This window comes from Tessaracoccus lacteus (genome assembly GCF_029917005.1).
Taxonomy (GTDB): Bacteria; Actinomycetota; Actinomycetes; order Propionibacteriales; family Propionibacteriaceae; genus Arachnia; species Arachnia lactea.
The window spans coordinates 425,869-445,513 of record NZ_CP123967.1 but is presented as its reverse complement, the minus strand read 5'-3'; the positions used below and the strand labels follow the sequence as shown (position 1 = coordinate 445,513).

Sequence of the window (19,645 nt, the reverse complement as noted above, 5' to 3'; positions counted from 1 at the left end):
GACTTGTTGTCGGCCCAGAGCAAGGAGTACTCCTCATGCGAAAGATTCTCACCGTAGTCGCTGCCTCGTTGGCAGCCACCCTCGCCCTGTCCGCGTGCGGTTCGTCGACGACGACCGACACGTCCAGCGCCCCCGCAACTCTGGACCCGGCCAGCCCGACGAAGCTCGTCGTCGGCGCCAGCCCTGTCCCGCACGCCAAGATCCTCGAGTACGTCCGCGACAACCTCGCGACCGACGCCGGTCTCGAGATCGAGATCCAGGAGTTCGACGACTACGTCCTGCCGAACGAGGCGCTCGCCTCCGGCGAACTCGACGCGAACTACTTCCAGCACGTCCCGTACCTCGAGAGCCAGATCGCCGAGAAGGGCTACGAGTTCTCGCACGGAACCGGCATCCACATCGAGCCGTTCGCGCTGTTCTCGAACCAGTACGACTCGGTCGACGCGATCCCCGACGGCGGCACCATCGCCATCACTAACGACCCGTCGAACCAGTACCGCGGCCTGAAGCTCCTCGAAGACAACGGCCTGCTGGCCGGCATCACCGAGGACACCACCGTCCTGACCCTGAGCGACGAGCAGAACCCCAAGGGTCTGGCCTTCGAGGAGTCTCAGCCTGAGGTCGTCGTGAAGCAGCTGGATGACCCGAAGGTCGCCGCGGCTCTCATCAACGGCAACTTCATCCTGAACGCCGGCCTGAAGGCCGAGGACGCCATCGCGGTCGAGTCCGTCGAGAACAACCCGTACGCCAACGTGCTCGTTTGGCGCACCGAGGACGACGGGAACGCCGCCATCGCGAAGCTCGACGAGCTGCTGCACTCCGATGAGGTGGCCGAGTTCATCAAGTCCGAGTGGCCCGCGGGTGACGTGATCCCCGGCTGATCACCCACCGCTGAGCCCTCAGGGGCATCCGGATCGGAGGGGCCGTCGCGCGAGAGCGTGGCGGCCCCTCTCGCTTCCCCCGACCCGCAGGGCCGCTCGCACTGGTACGGTGCAGATGTGGCGCGCGCTGTTCTCTTCGACCTTGACGGCACTCTCGCGGACACCGTTCCGGTGATCGCGCACCACATCGCGCTCACGGTCACCAGCTTCGGCACGCTGGTGGTGCCCGAGGCTGTGGTCCCCTACGTCGGCCGGCCGCTCGAAGTGGCCTTGGTGGAGCTCAGCGGGTTGCAGCACGACGACCCCCAGATCCCCGAGATGGTGGCCGCCTACCGCGAGACGTGGCGCAGCGTCGTCGACGAGCACGGCGTCACGCTGCTCCTCCCGGGCGCGCGGGCGCTCCTCGACTCCCTGCGCGAGGCCGGGCTCAGCGTCGGTGTCGTCACGGCGAAGACCACCGACGGGGCTGAGCACCTCCTGCAGGCCATCGGCATCGCCGACCTCGTCGACATCGTCGTCGGCACCGACCTCGTGACCCACGGCAAGCCCGCCCCCGACTCCGCTCTGCTGGCGGCGGAGCAGCTGGGCATCGATCCCCGCGCCACGTGGTACGTCGGCGACGCCGTCTCGGACGTTGTGATGGCCCGGGCCGCTGGCATGCGTCCGCTCGGCGTGACCACCGGAGCCAGCTCAGCGGAGGAACTGCTCGCCGCCGGCGCAGAGCTGGTCGTCGCGGACGCCTCGGCCGTCGCCCCCGTCGTCCTCTCCGCCGACGCATGACCTCCCCCGACGCCGGTCGCGCCGCACCGTCGCCCGGGGACGCGGCGCCGATTCCCCCACACGAAGAGCCGCATCGCGAGGGCCTGGCTCAGCGGCTGAACTGGCTGCGGGCCGGTGTGCTGGGCGCCAACGACGGGATCGTGTCGGTGGCTGCGGTCGTCGTCGGCGTCGCGGCGGCGACCACCGACTCTGCGACCGTGCTGCTTGCCGGCATGGCGGCGCTGATCGGCGGTGCGATCTCCATGGCGCTGGGCGAGTACGTCTCGGTCAGCAGCCAGCGCGACACCGAGCGGGCGCTGATCGCCAAGGAACGCGAGGAGCTACGGACGATGCCCCGCGAGGAGTTGGCAGAGCTGGCCGACCTCTACGAGCAGAAGGGCCTGTCGCCGGAGACCGCGCGGAGGGTCGCGGACGAGCTGACGGCCCACGACGCGCTGGCTGCGCACCTTGACGCAGAGCTCCACATCAACGCCGACGACGTCGTCAGCCCGTGGCGGGCGGCGGCTGCATCGTTGGTCGCGTTCACACTCGGGGCCGTGCTACCCATGCTGGCGATCCTGCTGCCGCCCGACGCGCTACGGATCCCGGTGACGTTCGTGTCGGTGCTGGTCGCGCTGGCGGCGACGGGGGCGGTCGCCGCGTGGATCGGCGGCGCGCCGTGGCCGCGGGCCGTCGCCCGCACCGTCGTCGGCGGCGCCCTGGCGCTTGCGGCCACCTACGGCATCGGAGCCCTGCTGGGCTCCTGATCCCCTGGCCCGCTGCTGCCCCTTCGACAAGCCTGTGCTGAGCTTGTCGAGGTGTTCAGGGACCGGGGTCGCTGGCCGACGCGATCTTGCACATGCGCCTGAACACCTATGAAGCCGCCTACGCGGCAACCACGTCCGCTACCCTCACGGAAGCGGCACAACCGCACCGAGACCGTGTCCACGATCGAGGGTCAGGGCCCCAGTGAGCGGAACCGTCGCATGGGAGAGGATGCACGATGAAAACCCGCCTCCATGGCAAATCCGTGATGCTCGTCTACGAGGCGCTCGACGTCTTTCGCGAGCGCTCATTGCGGGGCCTCCGCTCGAGTTTCCTCCGCAACGACGACCCTGATGCCGAAGGCGTGTGGACCGCCCAAGCCTCCGCCGACCTCATGCGGCACTTCGTAGAGAGCCCCGACGAGGGCGATCGGTCCTTTCTTGAGAAGCTTGAAGGTCAACTCAGCGGAGTCTCCCGTGCAGCCGGCCAACTCTTCGAGGAGCTGGCGTGGCTGCACTTCGTCATCGCTGCACCCGACAAGCAGGGCTACGCGTCCAAGCGGAAGTTGCTTGATCAGATCGCCGGGATGGGCAACGCGACCGGGCCGAGCGGGATCTTCGATGAAGCACTGCACGCCGGCATTGCTGCGCCAGGCACATCGTTCTTCACCCGTAGACCAAACCAACTCTGGTTGCTCGTTCGCTTCGCTGCTCGATGGACCTCAGCGACTCCGGCCGAACGTACCCGGTGGCTTGCTGACCCTGCTGCGTTCCGCGAGATGGTCTTCGCGCTCGACGGTGTTGCCGATCAGACACAGCGACACGCGCTGTTGCACCTCGTGCACCCCGACGCATTCGAGGACATCGTCAGTCAGTACCACAAGCACGATCTCACGACCCTCGCCGACCCCGGCGAGATAGGCGAGAACGACGACGAGACCATCGCGAACGTCCGGGCTCGGCTCACAGGCGAGCACGGCAACGACTTCTCCTTCTACAGTCCAGGCGTTCGCCCCCTCTGGCAGCCGGCAGAGCAGCCTGCACCTCCTGCAGAAACGCCAACCGTGTCGCCACCGGTGAGCCCTGAAGACCCTGAGACCATTGCCCGCGGAGCATGGTTCATCCGCGGAGCCGGTGGCGCGAAAGTCCCTGGGTGGCTTGAAAGCGGCGTGTGTTCGATCGACTTCGTCGGATCGTTCCCATTTCCACTCACACCCGGGCTGAGCCGGGAAGAGCTCCGCGCGCTGTCAGAGGAAGCCGGGGTCGACACGACGACTGGGAGCTACAACAACGAGCTCGGGCAAGTCTGGCGTTTCGTCAACAAGATCGAGGTCGGCGACTACGTCGTTACCGTGAACGGCTCCGACGTGTACCTCGGCGTCGTCGACTCAGGGCCGCGAGATCGAGCCGCTCGTACGCGGATCGAGACCGTCCGCTCGGTCGAATGGCTCAATGCGGGTCGTCCCATCCGACGGCGAGCAATCGCATCGACGCTGCTGTCGAAGATGAAGACGCTGCTGACAGTCAGTCTCATCACCGCCGAGATCGACGAACTCGAACGCTGGGTCGCCGGACACACTTGGGACGAACCTACGACGCCACCAACGGTTCGCGAGCTTGAGCTGCCTCGGGCAACACCTCAGCTCGAGCTGGATCTCCTCATGCCACAGTCGTGGCTCAACGAAGTCATCGAACTCCTCGAGGAGAAGAAGCAACTCGTCTTCTATGGTCCCCCGGGCACCGGCAAGACGTTTCTTGCCCAGGCATTGGCGGATCACTTTGCGGCCGGAAGTGGCGGTGCATCCGAACTCGTGCAGTTCCACCCCTCCTACACGTACGAGGACTTCTTCGAGGGCTACAGACCCGCGCCGAGCGCGGGCGGTCGTGTCGAGTTCCAGATCAAACCAGGGCCGCTTCGCCGGATTGCAGAAGCAGCATCCGCCGCACCGGAAACTCCCCATGTACTGATCATCGACGAAATCAACCGGGCTAACCTCGCCAAAGTCTTCGGCGAGCTCTACTTTCTGCTCGAGTACCGTGACCGACCGATCAGCCTGCAGTACTCGGACATCGAGTTCACCCTTCCCCCGAACCTCTTCATCATCGGCACCATGAACACCGCCGATCGCTCAATCGCGTTGGTCGACGCAGCGATGCGGCGACGCTTCTACTTCCTGGAGATGGCACCGTCAGCCGCCCCTGTCAGCGACGTGCTTTCGAAATGGCTTTCCCAGCATGGGATGCCAGATGAACCGGCGCTGCTTCTCGAGGAGCTCAACCGTCGACTCGGCGACCCAGATGCGGCAATCGGCCCGAGCTACTTGATGACCAAGTCGGTGATGCAGCGCGGACGGCTGGAGCGGATCTGGGCGCACGCGATCCTTCCACTGCTCGAGGAACGTTTCTACGGCACGGGTGAAGACCTCCAGCGTTACTCACTCGCCTCGATCCGGTCCGCGATAGCCCCATCCACGAATGCGGATTGACCTCACCGAGTGGGAGAGCGTCGGAGGACTCGATCTGTCCCCCGACGTCGTCCAGCAGCTCGCACGTTCGGCGGCCTTCACCGTGGCTCCAGACGCATCGAATCCCGGCAGATGGACCTTGACTGCCCAGCAGCACGTCGGCATCGCCCGCGTCGACGACCTCGAGCTTCGGGTGCGCCCGAAAGTGCCCCCGCACCGACTCGTCGAGCTCATGTCCGCTTCCCTTGACCGCGTCGCTTGGGACGATCGCGATGGGACCTGGGAGGCGTCCCACGAGCTGGTGCCGACAATCGCCGGAGCCTTCCTGGCAACCGCCGAGCGTGCGTTGAGATCAGGAATTCTGCAGGGCTACGTCACTGAGGAAGCATCGCTCTACGCGGTGCGTGGCCGCATCGATCTGAGCCGACAGCTGTCTCGCAATCCCGGGTTGCCGCTTCCGATCGCAGTGACCTACGACGAGTACACGACAGACATCCTCGAGAACCAGCTGCTCGCCGGGGCCGGGCGTCTCCTGCTACGTCTTCCCGGTCTCCCCCTGTCGTTGCTTCACCGCCTCCGCCGTCTCGAGTACCAGCTCCTCGAGGTCACACCGTCGCGGCCGTCTCCGAATCCGGTCCCGGTGAGATGGACCCGCCTGAATCTCCGGTACCGGCCGGCTTTGACACTCGCTCGGATCATCCTGCAGTGCGGTGCGCTTGACTTCGAAGGGGAACCGACGACGAACGCGCCAGCCTTCCTCATCGACATGAACAAGGTCTTCGAGGATGTCGTCGGGAACGCCGTACGAGAGGCCCTCGCCCCTGACCTGGCGGTCGACCTTCAACGTCGCGATTATCTGGATGCCCAACGGCAAGTGCAGATTCGTCCCGACATCCTCATCAGTACCGGCGGCCACGCCGCCGCGGTGGCCGACGTCAAATACAAGCGCGTCGGCGAGCGCGGCGTTTCACCGAACGACGTCTACCAGGCTCTCGCCTACGCCTCTCGATACGGGCTCGCCGAATGCACGCTCATCTATCCCGAGGCTCCTCGGGTCGATCGTCTCGAGGTCGGCGGCGTGACGATCAGGCTCGCCGAGGTTCGGATCGACGTGCCACCGGCCGCGCGTGATGCCGCGATCCGGCAGCTGGCTGATCGCATGGTTCTCAACAATCCATCTCAACGTCACGTGGCATTCACCGGCGAGCTCAAGTAGCCGCCGAGCTTCGGGGCAAGGCAAATCGCGCACACGCCGTCGCGTAGTGCGACTTCCTGCTGAACCGACGCTCCGACAGCTTGCCGGATATCTTCAGATGTCCGAGGCCGGACGCGTGGCGATCAGCGTGAAGCTGGCCGGCAGGCGTTCGGGGCGGTCCGAAAGCCGGTACTCACCGTCATCGCCGAGCGTCATCATGCCCGGCAGCGCATCCCACGGCACGCTGTCGTGCTCGACGAACGTGTCAATCGTCAGCCCTGCCGAGAGCACCGCCGTCAGGATCTCGCCGATCGAGTGGTTCCACTCGACCGAGACCGGCGACGCAACCGGCGTCGACCCCGCATAGCTGGTCTCTTCACACCAGACCCGGTACTCGGGCTGTGTGTAGTAGGGGAACTCCAGCGCGGGGCTCATCCCCCCGGGGGCGGTCATGTCGGGCTGCTGGTCGCGCTCCGCATACTCGTTCCCGACGACCACGGCCGCCAGTGAGTTCAGCACCGGGTGGCCGTCGCGGATGAACAGCCTTCCGCCGGGCCGGAGCAGCGCGGCGACGGTGCGGGCCCAGCGGTCGATGTCGGGCAGCCAGCAGATGGCGCCGATGCCGGTGTAGACGAGGTCGAAGCGGGCCGGGCCCAGGGCCTCCACTGCGCCGTACACATCGGACTCCACGAATTCGACGTCGACGCCGGCCCGCGCGGCGAAGGTCCGGGCGTGGGCCAGCGCGCGGGGGGACAGGTCGAGCCCGGCCATCCGCGCTCCGAGTCGGGCAAGGCTGACGGTGTCCGTGCCGATGTGGCATTGCAGGTGGACGGCATCCAGGCCTGTCAGGTCACCGAGTCGGGGCCGGTCGAAGGCCACCACATCGGAGATCCACTCAGGGTCGTCGAAGGCATCCAACCGGTAGCCGTCGGGCCCGACATGCACGTCCGCCCGCGCGTCCCAGTTGGCGCGGTTGATCTTCAGGTAGCTGTCGTCGGTCATCCTTCTCCTTGTTGAGCGGGTGTCGGGGTCGTGCGGTCGCCGAGCGCTTCGACAGGCTCAGCACAAGCCTGTCGAGGTGCCTCGAGCGAGCGAAGCGAGAGGAGATCCCTTCGCTCCGCTCAGGGCCCTTCGACAGGCTCAGGGAACCTGCCGGGCTCAGGCAACCGGGTCGCCGGGCCTCTCCGGGTCGCCGAGCCTGTCGAGGTGCCTCGAGCGAAGCGAGAGGAGATCCCTTCGCTCCGCTCAGGGCCCTTCGACAGGCTCAGGGAACCTGCCGGGCTCAGGCAACCGGGTCGCCGGGCCTCTCCGGGTCGCCGAGCCTGTCGAGGTGCCTCGAGCGAAGCGAGAGGGAAACCCCTTCGCTCCGCTCAGGGCCCTTCGACAGGCTCAGGGAACCGGGTACAGCTCAGGGCCCTTCGACAGGCTCAGGGAACCGGCCAGCTCAGGCTCTACTGCCAGGCACAGCGAATCGGGGGTCAGCCGACCTTCAGCTCACCCATCTCGTCCCAGTCGTCCCCGTCTACCTGCCTCGACACGATCTTCGGCGTAGCGGACAGGTACGGCGGGAAGTCGACCTGCATCTGCTTGAAATGGGCCGAGTTCACGTGCGGACCCGCACCGTCGTCGTCGAAGGCCTCGACGAGCACGTACTCGTTGGGGTCCTTGACGGAGCGCGACCACTCGAACCACTTGTTGCCCGGCTCGGCGAGCGTCGCCTCGGTGAAGGGGCGCGAGATCTCGGGCCACTGATCGGCGAACTCCGGCTTGACAGGGAACTTCACGACGATGAAGTACATGGGCATCCTCCTTGATCGGTTGCTGACACCTTAGCTACAGGGTCTTCTCGAACGCGGCCTCGACGAGGATCGGGCGGAAGCCGAGGGCCTCGTTCACGTCGAGCATGTGGCGGTTCTCCTCGGCATTCCAGGTGACGATCGCCGTCGCATCGGGCGCGGCCTCCCGCACCTGCACGAGGTTCGCCGCCTTGACCATCATGCCGAGCCGGTGGCCGCGGTGATCAGGATGGACGATCGTGTCCCACTGATCGACGAACGCCCCGGGCGCGTCGCGCTCGAGCATCAACTCGCTGATGGCAACCGTCCGGCCAGAGGGTCGGTGACGGATGACCGCCACCCAGCGGCGCATCGTCGGAAGCATGGAGTCCTCCATGCGCCGGACGCGCTCCGCGTCCCACGTCGTCTCCACGACGGTGAGGCCGCCCGACGGCGGGTCGACGCTCATCCGTTCCTTGAGCACGGCGATGTCGGCGAGGAACTCCTCTGGTGTCGCGCCCTCCCAGGTGAGCGCCTCATACTCCTCCCCCGCGACGGCGGCCGCGGTGTCGCGCGCGGCGACGGGGTCGATGAGAGGCGCGGCGAAGTCGTAGCGGCTGACCCGCTCGATCTGATGCAGCTCGTAGCCACGGCTGAGTGCGAAGCGGACGCCGTCGTGGTCGGCCGGCGCCGCGCCGACCCCGCTCGTCGGGACGACACGGTCGTCACCAGGGCGCGGGGCCTCGACCCAGGCCGTGGCCCGCTTCGCTCCCCGCGCGGCGAGCCGCTCGTCGAGGCGAGCGGCAAGCTCCCCGCCGATGCCGCGGCCGCGCTCGTCGGGCAGGACGAAGACGAACACCTGGGGTGCGTCGGGATCGTCGACGAGTTGGACGGACAGACTGGCGAAGCCGACGGGTCGCTCCCGGTCGACGGCGAGGAGGCGTTCGGTCGTCCGCTCGGCCAGGTTGGCCCGTGCCCGATGGAGGGAGGCTTCGTCGGTGGCGTCCCAACCGGGACCGTCGATCAGGAGGTGGTTGTTGGTGCGTATCAGCTCGCAGTAGGCGTGCCAGAGGTCGTCGGGCTGCTCGGGCAGCGGGACGTCGATGATGGAAATGGGCATGAGGTGTCCTCGGGTGGCGAAAGGGGTGTGTTCGGGCGTGCGACAGACGCCGAGCCTGTGCGGCTCAAGGCGTCTGCGCGGTCAGCGACGGAAAGCGAACATGGGGCGAGCCTGCCATGATCGTCGAGGCCCTGGCAACCCCTGAGTCGCCCTGAATCAGGTCGTCACCGTTTCGAAGTCACCGCCCGGCTGCGTAGGGTGGAGCGGTAATCGCCACCGACCGAGACGAGAAGACGCGCCCATGGCCCCCGCTGACGAACTGCGCAACGACCCCGCCGCCATCGACGTGACAAGGCCAGATACGCCGAAGGGCTGGGTATCGCGGCTGCTGAAGGGTATGGCCGTCGGCGTCGGCGCCATCCTCCCCGGTCTCTCGGGCGGCGTGCTCGCCGTCATCTTCAAGCTCTACGACCCGATGATCCGGTTCCTGGCGAACCTGCGACGCAACTTCGTGAAGAACGTGCTGTTCTTCACCCCCGTCGGCATCGGCATGATGCTCGGCATCGTCGGGTTCTCCGTCGTCGTCGAGGCCGCGTTCGGCCGCTACGCCGCGCAGTTCACATGCCTGTTCATCGGCTTCGTGATCGGCACGTTCCCGTCGCTGTACCGTCAGGCCGGCAAGCGAGGTCGTAGCACGAAGGACCTTGTCATCATGGGCCTGGCGGCGCTGGCGATCTTCGCCCTGATGTACATCGGCGGCGATTCGCAGCTTCTGCAGGTCGAGCCGAGCGTCCCTGTCTGGTTCGGCTCGGGTGCCCTGATCGGGCTCGGCGTGATCGTGCCGGGCATGAGCCCGTCGAACTTCCTGATCTACTTCGGCCTCTACGACAAGATGGCCACCGGCATCAAGAACTTCGACATGGGCACGATCATCCCGCTCGCGCTGGGCCTCATCGTGTGCGTGATGCTGCTCGCCAAGGCCGCGGCCTGGGCCTTCGACCGGTACTACTCCGGCATGTACCACTTCATCCTCGGCATGGTGATCGGCTCATCCGTCGCCATCTTCCCGACGGTGGTGTTCCCCGCCTTCGCGCCGGCCGGGCTCGCCGCGAGCGGGCTCTCACTCGGCGGGTCGATCGCGTTCGCCGCGGCCCTGCTCGTCGTCGGCGTGGTCGCGTCGTACCTGTTCAGCAAGGTCGAGGACCGCTACTCCGACCAGCGTGAGGCCATCGAGGCGGCCGGCAAGGACAACTGACCCGTCGACTCGCCCTCGCCGTCGACTCGCCCTCGCGGCCGCGCCTCGCCCAGTCATCTCGGTCCCACCTGACCGCTGGCCCAATCCCGAAAATCGTTCAGTGGTCGATTCTCCCCGGTGTGGTGACGAGAACCGCCCAATGCTCCATGAGGAGGGCCAGAGCCCGTCGAGGCATCGAGCGATTCTCTGCACAGGACCAACCAGAATCGACCACTGAACGGTTTTCGGGGAGGAGCCGGGGGCGATTGTTCCGGTGCGGAGGCGCAGTCGTACACCTGGGCCGGAAGTGGGCGGCTGGGGTGCGGCGAAGACTGTCATCGCCTCGTCAGGCTGACTACAGCTTGACGAGGCGACGGGGTTGGCGTGACTGTCTGGATCAGGCTGCCCGGCGCGATGTAGCGATTCAGGCCACCAGCGAGCGGCGCTCGACCGCGACTCCGGCTCAGGACAGCGGGACGACGATCCGGTCCGACAGCTCGTACGGCTCCCCCGCGACGGCGACGGTGAGCGGATCCCCGGCCCGTAGCTGAACCGCCGCCTCACCCGGGCTCACGGTCAGGCCGACGGTGCGGCCGCGGAACTCCAGGCTGAACGAGTACGACTCCCAGCCGTCAGGGCAGTACGGCGCGAACGACAGCTGCCCGTCGCGCACGCGCATCCCGGCGAAGCCCTGCACGATCGCGAGCCACGCACCGCTCATCGACGTGATGTGCAGGCCGTCCTCGGTGTCGGCGTTGTAGTTGTCGAGGTCGAGACGAGCCGTGCGCTGGTACAGCTCGACGGCCTTCTCCCGCTCGCCGATCGACGAGGCGAGGACCGAGTGCACGCTGGGCGACAGCGACGACTCGTGCACCGTGAGCGGCTCGTAGAACGCGAAGTTGCGGCGCAGCTGCTCGACGGTGAAGTCGTCCTCGAACAGGTACATGCCCTGAAGCACGTCGGCCTGCTTGATGTAGCAGGAGCGCAGGATCCGGTCCCACGACCAGTTCTGGTTCAGCGGACGGTCCTCGGGCCGCAGCTCCGCCACGGGCGTGAGGTCCTTGTCGAGGAACGTGTCGTGCTGCACGAAGATACCGAGCTCGTCGTCGGTCGGGAAGTACATCCCGTCGGCGATCTCGCGCCACCGCGCGAGCTCGTCCGGGGACACCTCCGGCCCGTGGCCGGCCGCGACCAGTTCCGCGGTCGAGCGCAGCGTCCAGGCGGCGAGGTAGTTCGTGTAGAAGTTGTTGTTGATGTTGTTCTCGTACTCGTTCGGGCCCGTGACGCCGTGCAGCATCCACTGGCCGCGACGCTTCGAGAAGTGCACCCGGTCCGCCCAGAAGCGGCTGATCTCCACCAGCACGTCGGCGCCGTCGCCCTCGAGGTAGCTGCGGTCTCCGGTGTAGTTGGCGTAGTTGTGGATCGCGAAAGCGATGGCGCCGTTGCGGTGGATCTCCTCGAAGGTGATCTCCCACTCGTTGTGACACTCGATGCCGTTGAAGGTCACCATCGGGTACAGCGCGCCGGCCAGTCCCTGCTGGCGGGCGTTGTGCTGCGCCTGGGGCAGCTGCTCGTGGCGGTAGCGGAGCAGCGCCTTGGTGACCTCGGGGTCCGCGACCGCGAGGTACAGCGGCACCAGGTAGGCCTCGGTGTCCCAGTACGTCGCGCCCCCGTACTTCTCGCCGGTGAAACCCTTGGGGCCGATGTTGAGGCGGTAGTCGTGTCCGTAGTAGGTCGAGAACAGCTGGAACAGGTTGAACGCGATGCCCTGCTGCGCCTCGTCGTCGCCGACGACCGTGACGGCCGCGGTCGCCCAGCGGGCCTCCCAGGCCGCGGTGTGGCGGGCCAGATGCTCGTCGAAGCTCTCGGCGGAGAGGCGCTCCAGCAGCGCATCGGCGACAGCCTCGTGCATGTCCGCCTCGTGGTCGCGCGAGGTCAGGACCGCAGTGGTGCGCACGATCTCGATCCGCTGCCCGGCCTCGAGCCCCGAGGCGACGCTCACGCCGACCGACGTGGGGAGCTCGAGCGGCTCGACCTTCACGTCGGCTGCCACCCGGCTGACCGCCGTGACGGTGAACTGCGGCACGCCGAAGGAGTTCGGGACCGTCCTGGTGGACAGTGCCGGCTGCTCGCCGACGCGGCGCCCGGTCTCCTCCCAGAACTGCTCGCCGTAATTGGAGTCCTGGTTGTGCACGTCGCGCTCGATCCGGGGCCGCAGCTCGACGTTCGCGCCGCCGGTTAGGCACTCGACGACGACGCGCTGCCAGCAGGTCTCGACCTCGACTACCGACAGAAACTTCTCGAAGCTGATCCGGAACGTCGACCCGGCAGCGGCGAGCTCGAACGACCTTGTCAGGAGCCCGTTGCGGAGGTCGAGGCGGATCCGGAAGTCGGCCGGCTCCATGGTCGCGAGGTCGACGGGAGCCTCGTCGATCAGGACGTCGACGGCCGCGAAGTTCAGTGCGTTGATGGCCTTGCCGAAGTACTCCGGGTAGCCGTTCTTCCACCAGCCGACCCGGGTGCGGTCGGGGTACCAGACGCCGGCCAGGTAGGTGCCCAGGTGGTGATCCCCTGAGTAGCCCTCCTCGAAGTTCCCGCGCATGCCCATGTGCCCGTTGCCGATCGAGGTCAGGGACTCGATCAGCCGGAGCTTGTCGCGGTGGAGGACGCGGGTCGTGAGGGCCGTCGGTTCGACGTCGAATACTCGGTCAATCATGCTCGTCGCTTTCTCTGCTGCCCCGGAACCGGTAACGCGCACATGGCCTCCCTGATTCCGGCGGAAACGTATCCGGGAGCACCTTAACCTGCCCGGGCTCTGAGAGTCATCCCCCGGGGTGAGCTGAGCGCGACGACGTAGTCTTGTCTTCGGAAGCGAGGTGATCAGCGTGCGGCTGTTCCAGTACGACGCCCCCCTGTGGCGGGCGGTCAGCACCATCGGCGATCTGATCGTCCTGAATCTGCTCGCATGCATCTGCGCGCTGCCCGTGGTCACGGCGGGCGCCAGCCTCACCGCGCTGGCCGACACCTCGCGCCGCATGGCCCAGGGTGAGGGCACCGCCGTCTGGCGGATGTTCCTGACCTCGTTCCGACGCAACTTCCGGACCGCGTCGCTCGCCTGGGCGGTGGTCGGACCCGTGGCCCTGGTGCTGCTCGCCGCTTGGATCTTCGTGCAGGCCGACGAGCTCATCGTCTTGAAAGCGCTTATCAGCGCCGTGTTGCTACTCGGCTTCCCGTTCCTGTGGTCGCTGATCGCCCGCTTCGACAACACGGTGGGAGCCCATCTGAAGAACGCCTGGCTCGTGGCGATCGGCAACCTCCCCCTGGCCCTCGGGGTGCTCGCGATCCACGCCGGGATGATCGCCCTGGTGGTGGCCACCGCGTACTACCTGCCCGCCGGCTTTCCGGTGCTCCTGCTGCTCGGCGTCTCGCTCCCCTGGGTCGCCTCGGCGCCGCTGATCGAGCGCGCGTTCCGCCCTCTGCTCGACCGGGCCTCCTGACCTTATTCGACCCCGACTCTTGCGGGTCCTGTTGCCCTTCTGTACTGTGACGCTTAGCGGAATCGTTTCCGGCATATCGTCGGAAACAACCACGTGAGACACAGAGAGTCCTCATTCCAAGGAAGGCAACAGGACTATGGCAACACGCAAGACAGCGAAGCTCGCGGCCGGCCTCATGGCAGGTGCCCTGCTCTTCGGTGTGACCGCCTGCAGCGGTACCACCGACGACAGCGATGACGCGACCGACGCGACCGGCAAGGTCTACTACCTGAACTTCAAGCCCGAGCAGGCCGACGACTGGGTGGCTCTGGCCAAGCAGTACACCGAGGAGACCGGCGTCCAGGTCGACGTCCAGACCGCGGCGTCCGGCACCTACGAGACCACGCTGAAGTCCGAGATGGCCAAGTCCGAGGCCCCGACCCTGTTCCAGGTCAATGGCCCCGTCGGACTGCAGACCTGGAAGGACTACGCCGCCGACCTCAGCGACACCGAGATCTACGCGCAGCTCAACGACCAGTCGATCGCCCTGACCAACGACGACGGCAACCCCGTCGCCATCCCGTACGTCATGGAGACCTACGGCATCATCTACAACAAGGCGATCCTCGAGGATTACATCAAAACCGACGGCGCCAAGGTCACCTCCGTCGACGAGATCACCAGCTTCGACACGCTGAAGTCCGTCGTCGAGGACATCCAGGCCAAGAAGGACGACCTCGGCATCGACGGTGCCTTCACCTCCGCCGGCTTCGATTCCTCGTCCGACTGGCGCTTCAAGACCCACCTCGCCAACATCCCGCTGTACTACGAGTACAAGGCGGACGGCATCGTCGGGCAGCCCGCATCCATCAAGGGCACCTACCTCGACGGCTTCAAGAACATCTTCGACCTGTACATCAACAACTCCACCACGGAGCCCTCGCTGCTGTCGGGCAAGACGATCGATGACGCCAACTCCGAGTTCGCCCTCGGTCAGGCCGTCTTCTACCAGAACGGCACCTGGGCCTACAACGACATCAAGGACCAGAAGGTCGACGACGCCGACATGGGCATGCTGCCGATCTACATCGGCGCCGACGGCGAGGAGAACCAGGGCCTGACCACGGGTTCCGAGAACTACTGGGTCGTCAACTCCGAGGCATCCGAGGCCGACCAGAAGGCCACCAAGGACTTCCTCAACTGGGTCATCACCTCCGACACCGGCCGCGACACCCTGACCAACACCATGGGCTTCGTGACCCCCTTCAAGACGTTCGCCGACTACGAGTCCAGCAACCCGCTGGTCCAGGCCGACGCCGCCTACACCGCTGCCGGCAAGACGGCCGTGACGTGGAACTTCACCACCATGCCTTCCGAGGAGTGGAAGAACACGCTGGGTCAGGCGATGCTGGCCTACGCACAGGGCACCGGCGACTGGGACGCCGTCCGGGCAGCCTTCGTCGACAACTGGGCCACCGAGGTCGAGCTCTCCAACCAGGGCTGACCCCCACGGGACTCCGCCGGAGAGACGGAGCCCCTGACCCAAACTGAAACGGTGTGACGGTGCGGGCGCACTTCACAGTGCGCCCGCACCGTCGCGCGTAGGAGAAGTAATATGTACAGATCCCTCAAGCGCTGGTGGTGGCTGTTCACCGGGCCGACCATCGCCGCCTTCATCATCGGGTTCGTCGCGCCGTTCGCGCTTGGCGTCTACCTGTCCTTCACGAAGTTCACGACCGTCACGAAGAGCCGGTGGGTCGGCCTCGACAACTACGCGCGGCTGCTCAGTGACGACACGTTCCTGCACTCCCTCTGGTACACCGCGGCATTCGCGCTGGTCACGACCGTCATCATCAACGTGGTCGCCTTCGCCGTCGCGTACATGCTCGTGAAGAAGTTCAAGGGCTCGAACCTCTACCGCTCCGTGTTCTTCATGCCGAACCTCATCGGCGGCATCGTGCTCGGCTACGTGTGGCTGCTGCTCCTCAACGGCATCCTCGGGCACTGGGCCCGCTCGATCACCTACTCGGCGACCTACGGCTTCTGGGGCCTCGTGATCCTGGTGTGCTGGCAGCAGATCGGCTACATGATGGTCATCTACATCGCCGGCCTGCAGTCCATCCCGGGCGAGCTGATCGAGTCGGCGGAGGTCGACGGCGCGACGCCGCGCCAGACCCTGCGCAGCGTGATCATCCCGCTGGTCATGCCGTCGATCACGGTGTGCACTTTCCTGACGATCACCAACGGCTTCAAGCTCTTCGACCAGAACCTCGCGCTGACCAACGGGGCTCCGTCGCGGCAGTCGGAGCTGCTGGCCCTCAACATCTACAACACGTTCTACGGCCGCACGGGCTTCGAGGGAGTCGGCCAGGCCAAGGCCGTCATCTTCCTCATCATCGTCGCCGCGATCTCGCTGCTGCAGAACCGCTTCGCCCGCTCGAAGGAGGCGTGACATGCGAGACCCGAGACACCCCAAGCTCTGGACGGTTCTCTTCGCGATCGTCGCGGTCGCTTACCTGTTCCCGATCCTGCTCGTGCTGATCAACTCCTTCAAGGGCAAGGTCTTCGTCTCCTCGGAGCCGTTCGCCCTGCCCAACGCGGAGACCTTCGTCGGGCTCGAGAACTACATCACCGGCATCGCGAAGACGGACTTCCTGTCGTCATTCGGCTGGTCGCTGGTCATCACGATCGGATCTGCCTTCCTGATCCTGCTCTGCACGTCGATGACCGCATGGTGGATCGTGCGGACCGACAACAGGTTCGCCAAGTCGCTGTACATCGTGTTCCTGTTCAACCTGGTGGTCCCGTTCCAGATGGTCATGTTCACGCTGTCCTGGCTGACCGACTACCTCGGCCTCGGCAACCCGTTCGGCCTGTGGATCGTGTACCTGGGCTTCGGCGCGGGACTCGCGGTGTTCATCTTCACGGGCTTCGTGAAGGGCATCCCGACCGAGATCGAGGAGGCGGCGACGATCGACGGCTGCGGCCCCGTGCGCACCTTCTTCCTCGTCGTGCTGCCGATCATGAAGCCGGCCGTCATCACGGTCGCGATCCTCGAGGTCATGTGGCTGTGGAACGACTACCTGCTGCCCTACCTGACCCTGGACATGCGCAAGTACAAGACGGTGCCGATCGCCGTCCAGTACCTCAAGGGCGGGTACGGAACCGTGGACATGGGCGCGATGATGGGCGTCCTCGTCCTGGCGATGATCCCCGTGATCATCTTCTACCTGTTCAGCCAGAAGCACATCATCAAGGGCGTCGTCGCAGGGGCCGTGAAGGGGTGATCCGCCAGTGAGTGGAGGTGTGACGATCCGCGAGCTCGCCACGCTCTGCGGCGTCGCCGTCTCGACGGTCTCCCGGGCCATGAACGACCGTGAGGACGTCAGCCCGGAGACCAAGGAACGGATCCGGGCTGCCGCGGAGAAGCATGGCTACGTGCCGAGCTCCAGTGCCCGGACACTGAAGCTCTCCGAGACCAACTCGGTACTCGTGGTCATCCAGGGTGAGACCGGCAGGCTCCTGATCTCCGTCCTCCAGCTGCTGGAGACGGCGTTCGCGAAGGCAGGGTTCACCACCAACCTCACCCACGTCGTCGACAGCGAGGCCGAGGCCTCGACGATCGAGCGTGTGGTGCGCGCGGAGCGCTACCGGGGCGTCGTGTTCCTCGGCCGCTACGGCAACCGCGACAGGGAGGCGTCGGTGACGCTGAGCCGTCGACTCGCCCGGATCGACGTGCCGATGGTGTTCTGCACGACGTCGGACTACTCCAGTTCGGGCGCGATGCACTCGTTCGTGTCCGCGGATGACCAGCGCGGCGCCGCCGACCTGACGCGATACCTGATCGAACGCGGGCACCGTCGGATCGCCTTCGTCGGCGCGGGTCCGGAGAACGACGCGGGTCACGCGTGGGCGCAGCGTCTCGCGGGCTACCGCAACGCGCTCGCCGACGCAGGCATCCCGCAGGATCCGGGCCTCATCATCCGCGCGGCCGTCCCCGAGCGGCTGTACACGCTGGAGAACGGCTTCGACTCGCTCGCCACCCGCCTGATGGAGGGCATGATCGACTTCACCGCTCTCGTGGCGGTGTGCGACGAGGTCGCCATCGGTGCGGCGGGCGCCCTGCGCGAGGCCGGCCTCCGGGTCCCGGAGGACTGCTCGCTCGTCGGCTACGACGGGCTGGATCTCGCCCGCTACTGGTCGCCCAAGCTAACGACGATGCAGCAGCCGCTGGCCGAGATCGCCGAGGCGACCGCGCGCGTGATGCTCAAGGCGATGACCCAACCGGGCCACGCAACAGAGCAGGTCTGGATCCGGGGAAGCCTGGTGGAGGGCCAGTCGGTGCTGCCGATCAACCCTCAGCCTTGATCGGCAGCCGGTTCCACCGACCCTCGGGCGTGTCGGCGCGACGACCACACGCCGATGAGCGCAGACGACGCGAGGAGCAGGGGCAGAGACCAGCGCAGGAACAGGTCAGAGTCGATGTTAAGAGTCTTCAACAGGATCAGGACCGGCGGAAGAACACCGGCCACACCCATCAAGGCCCCCGCCGAGCGAGGTGCGTCGACCCCGGTCAGGATGGCTCCGAGTAGCATCGCCACCAGAACGCCGATACTGGCGGCCAACACCAGGTTGTTGCCAAGCAGCAGGTGCCGCAGATCCATCAGGAGACCCTCTGCCTGCGCAGGCAGCCAGTCCAGCCGCCCCGACGCAGGATGCACCGCCAGCGCGGCCATCGCAACCATCCCCCAGAGCACGCGCTTCGCCGCGGGCGCCGGGCTCACCGCCAGGGCCATGAGTAGCAGCGCACCGGGCCACAGCAGTGCAAGAACGCCGTTGAGGGCGGCACCCAACAACACACCGGCTGCCGTAGCGAGCAGCCCGGCTGCGAGCCGGCGCCCGGCTGCCCGCGGCGCAGCTGTACCTCTGTACTTGAGCGCCCCCTTGGCCACCCCGGATATCAGGCCGAGGCTGAGGAGTACCGCGGTAAGCACCACTGTCGACTCCAACGTGACGATGAACGGGTACTGCATGGCCGGGTTGAATTGCCTTCGCTCGTAGAAACGGCCGCCGACCACCGCCACAGCCACGATGGCCGCTGGGACGAGGCCCGCCACAGCACTCGCGGCAAGTCCGACAACCATCGTCACGACGCCGCCTGCTGCTGAGGAGGGCTTAGCGCTCGTGACGGCACTCCAGACCGCCGCGCCCAAGCCGACAGCCCACCCCAACCCACCTCCCACGATCAGGATCCAGGGACCAACGACGTTCCCGTCGGGAATGGGTAGCCAGATGCTGGCGACGCTGTAGATCACCGCAAGAACGAGGAAAACGGCCGAACCGCCCATCCCATAAGTCAGCAGCGCCACAAAGGAGTCGATCGGGCCCGGCTCGTGGATCCTTCCCGCACCGCCGGAGTAGCCGGAGTAGCCGGAGTAGCCGACATCCGAAGCAAAGCCGCCGGAGAAGGCTGAAGGGTGTCCGGGCTCGAGACCCCCGATCGGCTGCCAGCGTCCTTCATGGGCCTGATAGTCACCAAACAGACCGCTTCGATCGCGTGTCTCGCCTGTCTTCGATCCTGAGGAGTCGTAGTGCGCCGTGTAGTCGCCAAACAGACCCGCCTGCCGGCGCGACTCGCCCGTCTTCGACCCTGAGGAGTCGTAGTGCGCCGTGTAGTCGCCAAACAGACCCGCCTGCTGACGCGACTCGCCCGTCTTCGACCCTGAGGAGTCGTAGTGCGCCGTGTAGTCGCCAAACAGACCCGCCTGCCGGCGAGACTCGCCCGTCTTGTTTCCACTCGCGTCGAAATGCTCAGTGACGTCGTTTCCCCAGATGTCCTTGCGGTCGCGAGACGTGCCACCCATCGTCGGCCCTCCCTCCCTAGCGTCGACCCACCCGAGCCGGACGACTAGCGTCAGGCTAGCGAAGCCACAGGACTGGGCACCCTTGGTCCAGGCTGCAGACACTCGACGCTTCCCACCGGCCAACTGCGTCAGCACACGGGACGGTGAGCACTGAGATGGGGACAGGTAGGTG

At 66.4% G+C, this 19,645-nt stretch carries 16 protein-coding genes; 11 read left to right on the top strand and 5 right to left on the bottom strand.

Going from position 1 to position 19,645, the window contains the following annotated elements; translation table 11 throughout:
• Nucleotides 1-35 precede the first annotated feature (35 nt).
• From QH948_RS01935 to QH948_RS01915, 5 genes are all read left to right on the top strand, one after another.
• A complete protein-coding gene (locus QH948_RS01935) occupies nt 36-881 on the top strand; it encodes a MetQ/NlpA family ABC transporter substrate-binding protein (protein ID WP_281145284.1) in 846 nt (281 codons plus the stop codon).
• Nucleotides 882-998: 117 nt separating this feature from the next.
• Complete coding sequence (locus QH948_RS01930; RefSeq protein WP_281145283.1) at nt 999-1,661, top strand: HAD family hydrolase; 663 nt, start codon at nt 999-1,001, stop codon at nt 1,659-1,661.
• Nucleotides 1,658-2,407, top strand: a complete 750-nt coding sequence (locus tag QH948_RS01925; protein ID WP_281145282.1) for a VIT1/CCC1 transporter family protein — start codon at nt 1,658-1,660, stop codon at nt 2,405-2,407. Before QH948_RS01930 ends, QH948_RS01925 begins: the two co-directional genes overlap by 4 nt.
• A gap of 236 nt (nt 2,408-2,643) precedes the next feature.
• Complete coding sequence (locus QH948_RS01920) at nt 2,644-4,890, top strand: McrB family protein (protein ID WP_281145281.1); 2,247 nt, start codon at nt 2,644-2,646, stop codon at nt 4,888-4,890.
• Complete coding sequence (locus QH948_RS01915) at nt 4,880-6,085, top strand: McrC family protein (protein WP_281145280.1); 1,206 nt, start codon at nt 4,880-4,882, stop codon at nt 6,083-6,085. The genes QH948_RS01920 and QH948_RS01915 overlap by 11 nt, the downstream gene beginning before the upstream one ends.
• A gap of 93 nt (nt 6,086-6,178) precedes the next feature.
• Here the strand turns inward: QH948_RS01915 and QH948_RS01910 are convergent, their stop codons facing one another.
• The 3 genes from QH948_RS01910 to QH948_RS01900 all read right to left on the bottom strand — a co-directional run bounded on the left by QH948_RS01910 (nt 6,179) and on the right by QH948_RS01900 (nt 8,959).
• Nucleotides 6,179-7,066, bottom strand: coding sequence for a class I SAM-dependent methyltransferase (locus tag QH948_RS01910; RefSeq protein WP_281145279.1), 888 nt, complete (start codon nt 7,064-7,066; stop codon nt 6,179-6,181).
• Nucleotides 7,067-7,542: 476 nt separating this feature from the next.
• Entirely contained in the window at nt 7,543-7,863 is a 321-nt protein-coding gene (locus QH948_RS01905) for a putative quinol monooxygenase (protein ID WP_281145278.1), read from the bottom strand.
• Nucleotides 7,864-7,897: 34 nt separating this feature from the next.
• Nucleotides 7,898-8,959: a GNAT family N-acetyltransferase gene (locus tag QH948_RS01900; protein ID WP_281145277.1), complete on the bottom strand. Its 1,062-nt coding sequence runs from the start codon at nt 8,957-8,959 to the stop codon at nt 7,898-7,900.
• Nucleotides 8,960-9,200: 241 nt separating this feature from the next.
• On the opposite strand from QH948_RS01900, the gene QH948_RS01895 reads away from it, so the two are divergent.
• Nucleotides 9,201-10,154 carry a DUF368 domain-containing protein gene (locus QH948_RS01895; RefSeq protein ID WP_281145276.1) on the top strand — a complete coding sequence of 318 codons (954 nt, stop codon included), beginning with the start codon at nt 9,201-9,203 and terminating at the stop codon, nt 10,152-10,154.
• A 442-nt stretch (nt 10,155-10,596) separates the two neighbouring features.
• Here QH948_RS01895 and QH948_RS01890 read toward each other — a convergent pair whose 3' ends face one another.
• Nucleotides 10,597-12,849, bottom strand: coding sequence for a family 65 glycosyl hydrolase domain-containing protein (locus QH948_RS01890; RefSeq protein ID WP_281145275.1), 2,253 nt, complete (start codon nt 12,847-12,849; stop codon nt 10,597-10,599).
• Nucleotides 12,850-13,018: 169 nt separating this feature from the next.
• On the opposite strand from QH948_RS01890, the gene QH948_RS01885 reads away from it, so the two are divergent.
• From QH948_RS01885 to QH948_RS01865, 5 genes are all read left to right on the top strand, one after another.
• Nucleotides 13,019-13,630 (top strand): DUF624 domain-containing protein, encoded by a 612-nt coding sequence (locus tag QH948_RS01885; protein WP_281145274.1) that lies wholly within the window; start codon nt 13,019-13,021, stop codon nt 13,628-13,630.
• 136 nt (nt 13,631-13,766) lie between these two features.
• Entirely contained in the window at nt 13,767-15,113 is a 1,347-nt protein-coding gene (locus QH948_RS01880) for an ABC transporter substrate-binding protein (RefSeq protein ID WP_281145273.1), read from the top strand.
• Between the two features lie 111 nt (nt 15,114-15,224).
• Complete coding sequence (locus QH948_RS01875; RefSeq protein WP_281145272.1) at nt 15,225-16,061, top strand: carbohydrate ABC transporter permease; 837 nt, start codon at nt 15,225-15,227, stop codon at nt 16,059-16,061.
• A 1-nt stretch (nt 16,062) separates the two neighbouring features.
• Entirely contained in the window at nt 16,063-16,896 is an 834-nt protein-coding gene (locus QH948_RS01870) for a carbohydrate ABC transporter permease (RefSeq protein WP_281145271.1), read from the top strand.
• Between the two features lie 19 nt (nt 16,897-16,915).
• Nucleotides 16,916-17,977, top strand: a complete 1,062-nt coding sequence (locus QH948_RS01865) for a LacI family DNA-binding transcriptional regulator (protein ID WP_281145270.1) — start codon at nt 16,916-16,918, stop codon at nt 17,975-17,977.
• Here the strand turns inward: QH948_RS01865 and QH948_RS01860 are convergent.
• Nucleotides 17,968-19,473 (bottom strand): hypothetical protein, encoded by a 1,506-nt coding sequence (locus QH948_RS01860; protein ID WP_281145269.1) that lies wholly within the window; start codon nt 19,471-19,473, stop codon nt 17,968-17,970. The two genes, QH948_RS01865 and QH948_RS01860, sit on opposite strands and share 10 nt — an antisense overlap.
• Nucleotides 19,474-19,645 lie beyond the last annotated feature (172 nt).

Excerpts from the sequence above, each read along its gene's own strand:
- QH948_RS01860 (WP_281145269.1), bottom strand. The coding sequence starts at position 19,473 with ATGGGTGGCACGTCTCGCGACCGCAAGGACATCTGGGGAAACGACGTC.
- QH948_RS01870 (WP_281145271.1), top strand. The coding sequence starts at position 16,063 with ATGCGAGACCCGAGACACCCCAAGCTCTGGACGGTTCTCTTCGCGATC.
- QH948_RS01915 (WP_281145280.1), top strand. The coding sequence starts at position 4,880 with ATGCGGATTGACCTCACCGAGTGGGAGAGCGTCGGAGGACTCGATCTG.
- QH948_RS01910 (WP_281145279.1), bottom strand. The coding sequence starts at position 7,066 with ATGACCGACGACAGCTACCTGAAGATCAACCGCGCCAACTGGGACGCG.
- QH948_RS01920 (WP_281145281.1), top strand. The coding sequence starts at position 2,644 with ATGAAAACCCGCCTCCATGGCAAATCCGTGATGCTCGTCTACGAGGCG.
- QH948_RS01890 (WP_281145275.1), bottom strand. The coding sequence starts at position 12,849 with ATGATTGACCGAGTATTCGACGTCGAACCGACGGCCCTCACGACCCGC.
- QH948_RS01900 (WP_281145277.1), bottom strand. The coding sequence starts at position 8,959 with ATGCCCATTTCCATCATCGACGTCCCGCTGCCCGAGCAGCCCGACGAC.
- QH948_RS01905 (WP_281145278.1), bottom strand. The coding sequence starts at position 7,863 with ATGTACTTCATCGTCGTGAAGTTCCCTGTCAAGCCGGAGTTCGCCGAT.
- QH948_RS01895 (WP_281145276.1), top strand. The coding sequence starts at position 9,201 with ATGGCCCCCGCTGACGAACTGCGCAACGACCCCGCCGCCATCGACGTG.
- QH948_RS01935 (WP_281145284.1), top strand. The coding sequence starts at position 36 with ATGCGAAAGATTCTCACCGTAGTCGCTGCCTCGTTGGCAGCCACCCTC.
- QH948_RS01880 (WP_281145273.1), top strand. The coding sequence starts at position 13,767 with ATGGCAACACGCAAGACAGCGAAGCTCGCGGCCGGCCTCATGGCAGGT.
- QH948_RS01875 (WP_281145272.1), top strand. The coding sequence starts at position 15,225 with ATGTACAGATCCCTCAAGCGCTGGTGGTGGCTGTTCACCGGGCCGACC.
- QH948_RS01925 (WP_281145282.1), top strand. The coding sequence starts at position 1,658 with ATGACCTCCCCCGACGCCGGTCGCGCCGCACCGTCGCCCGGGGACGCG.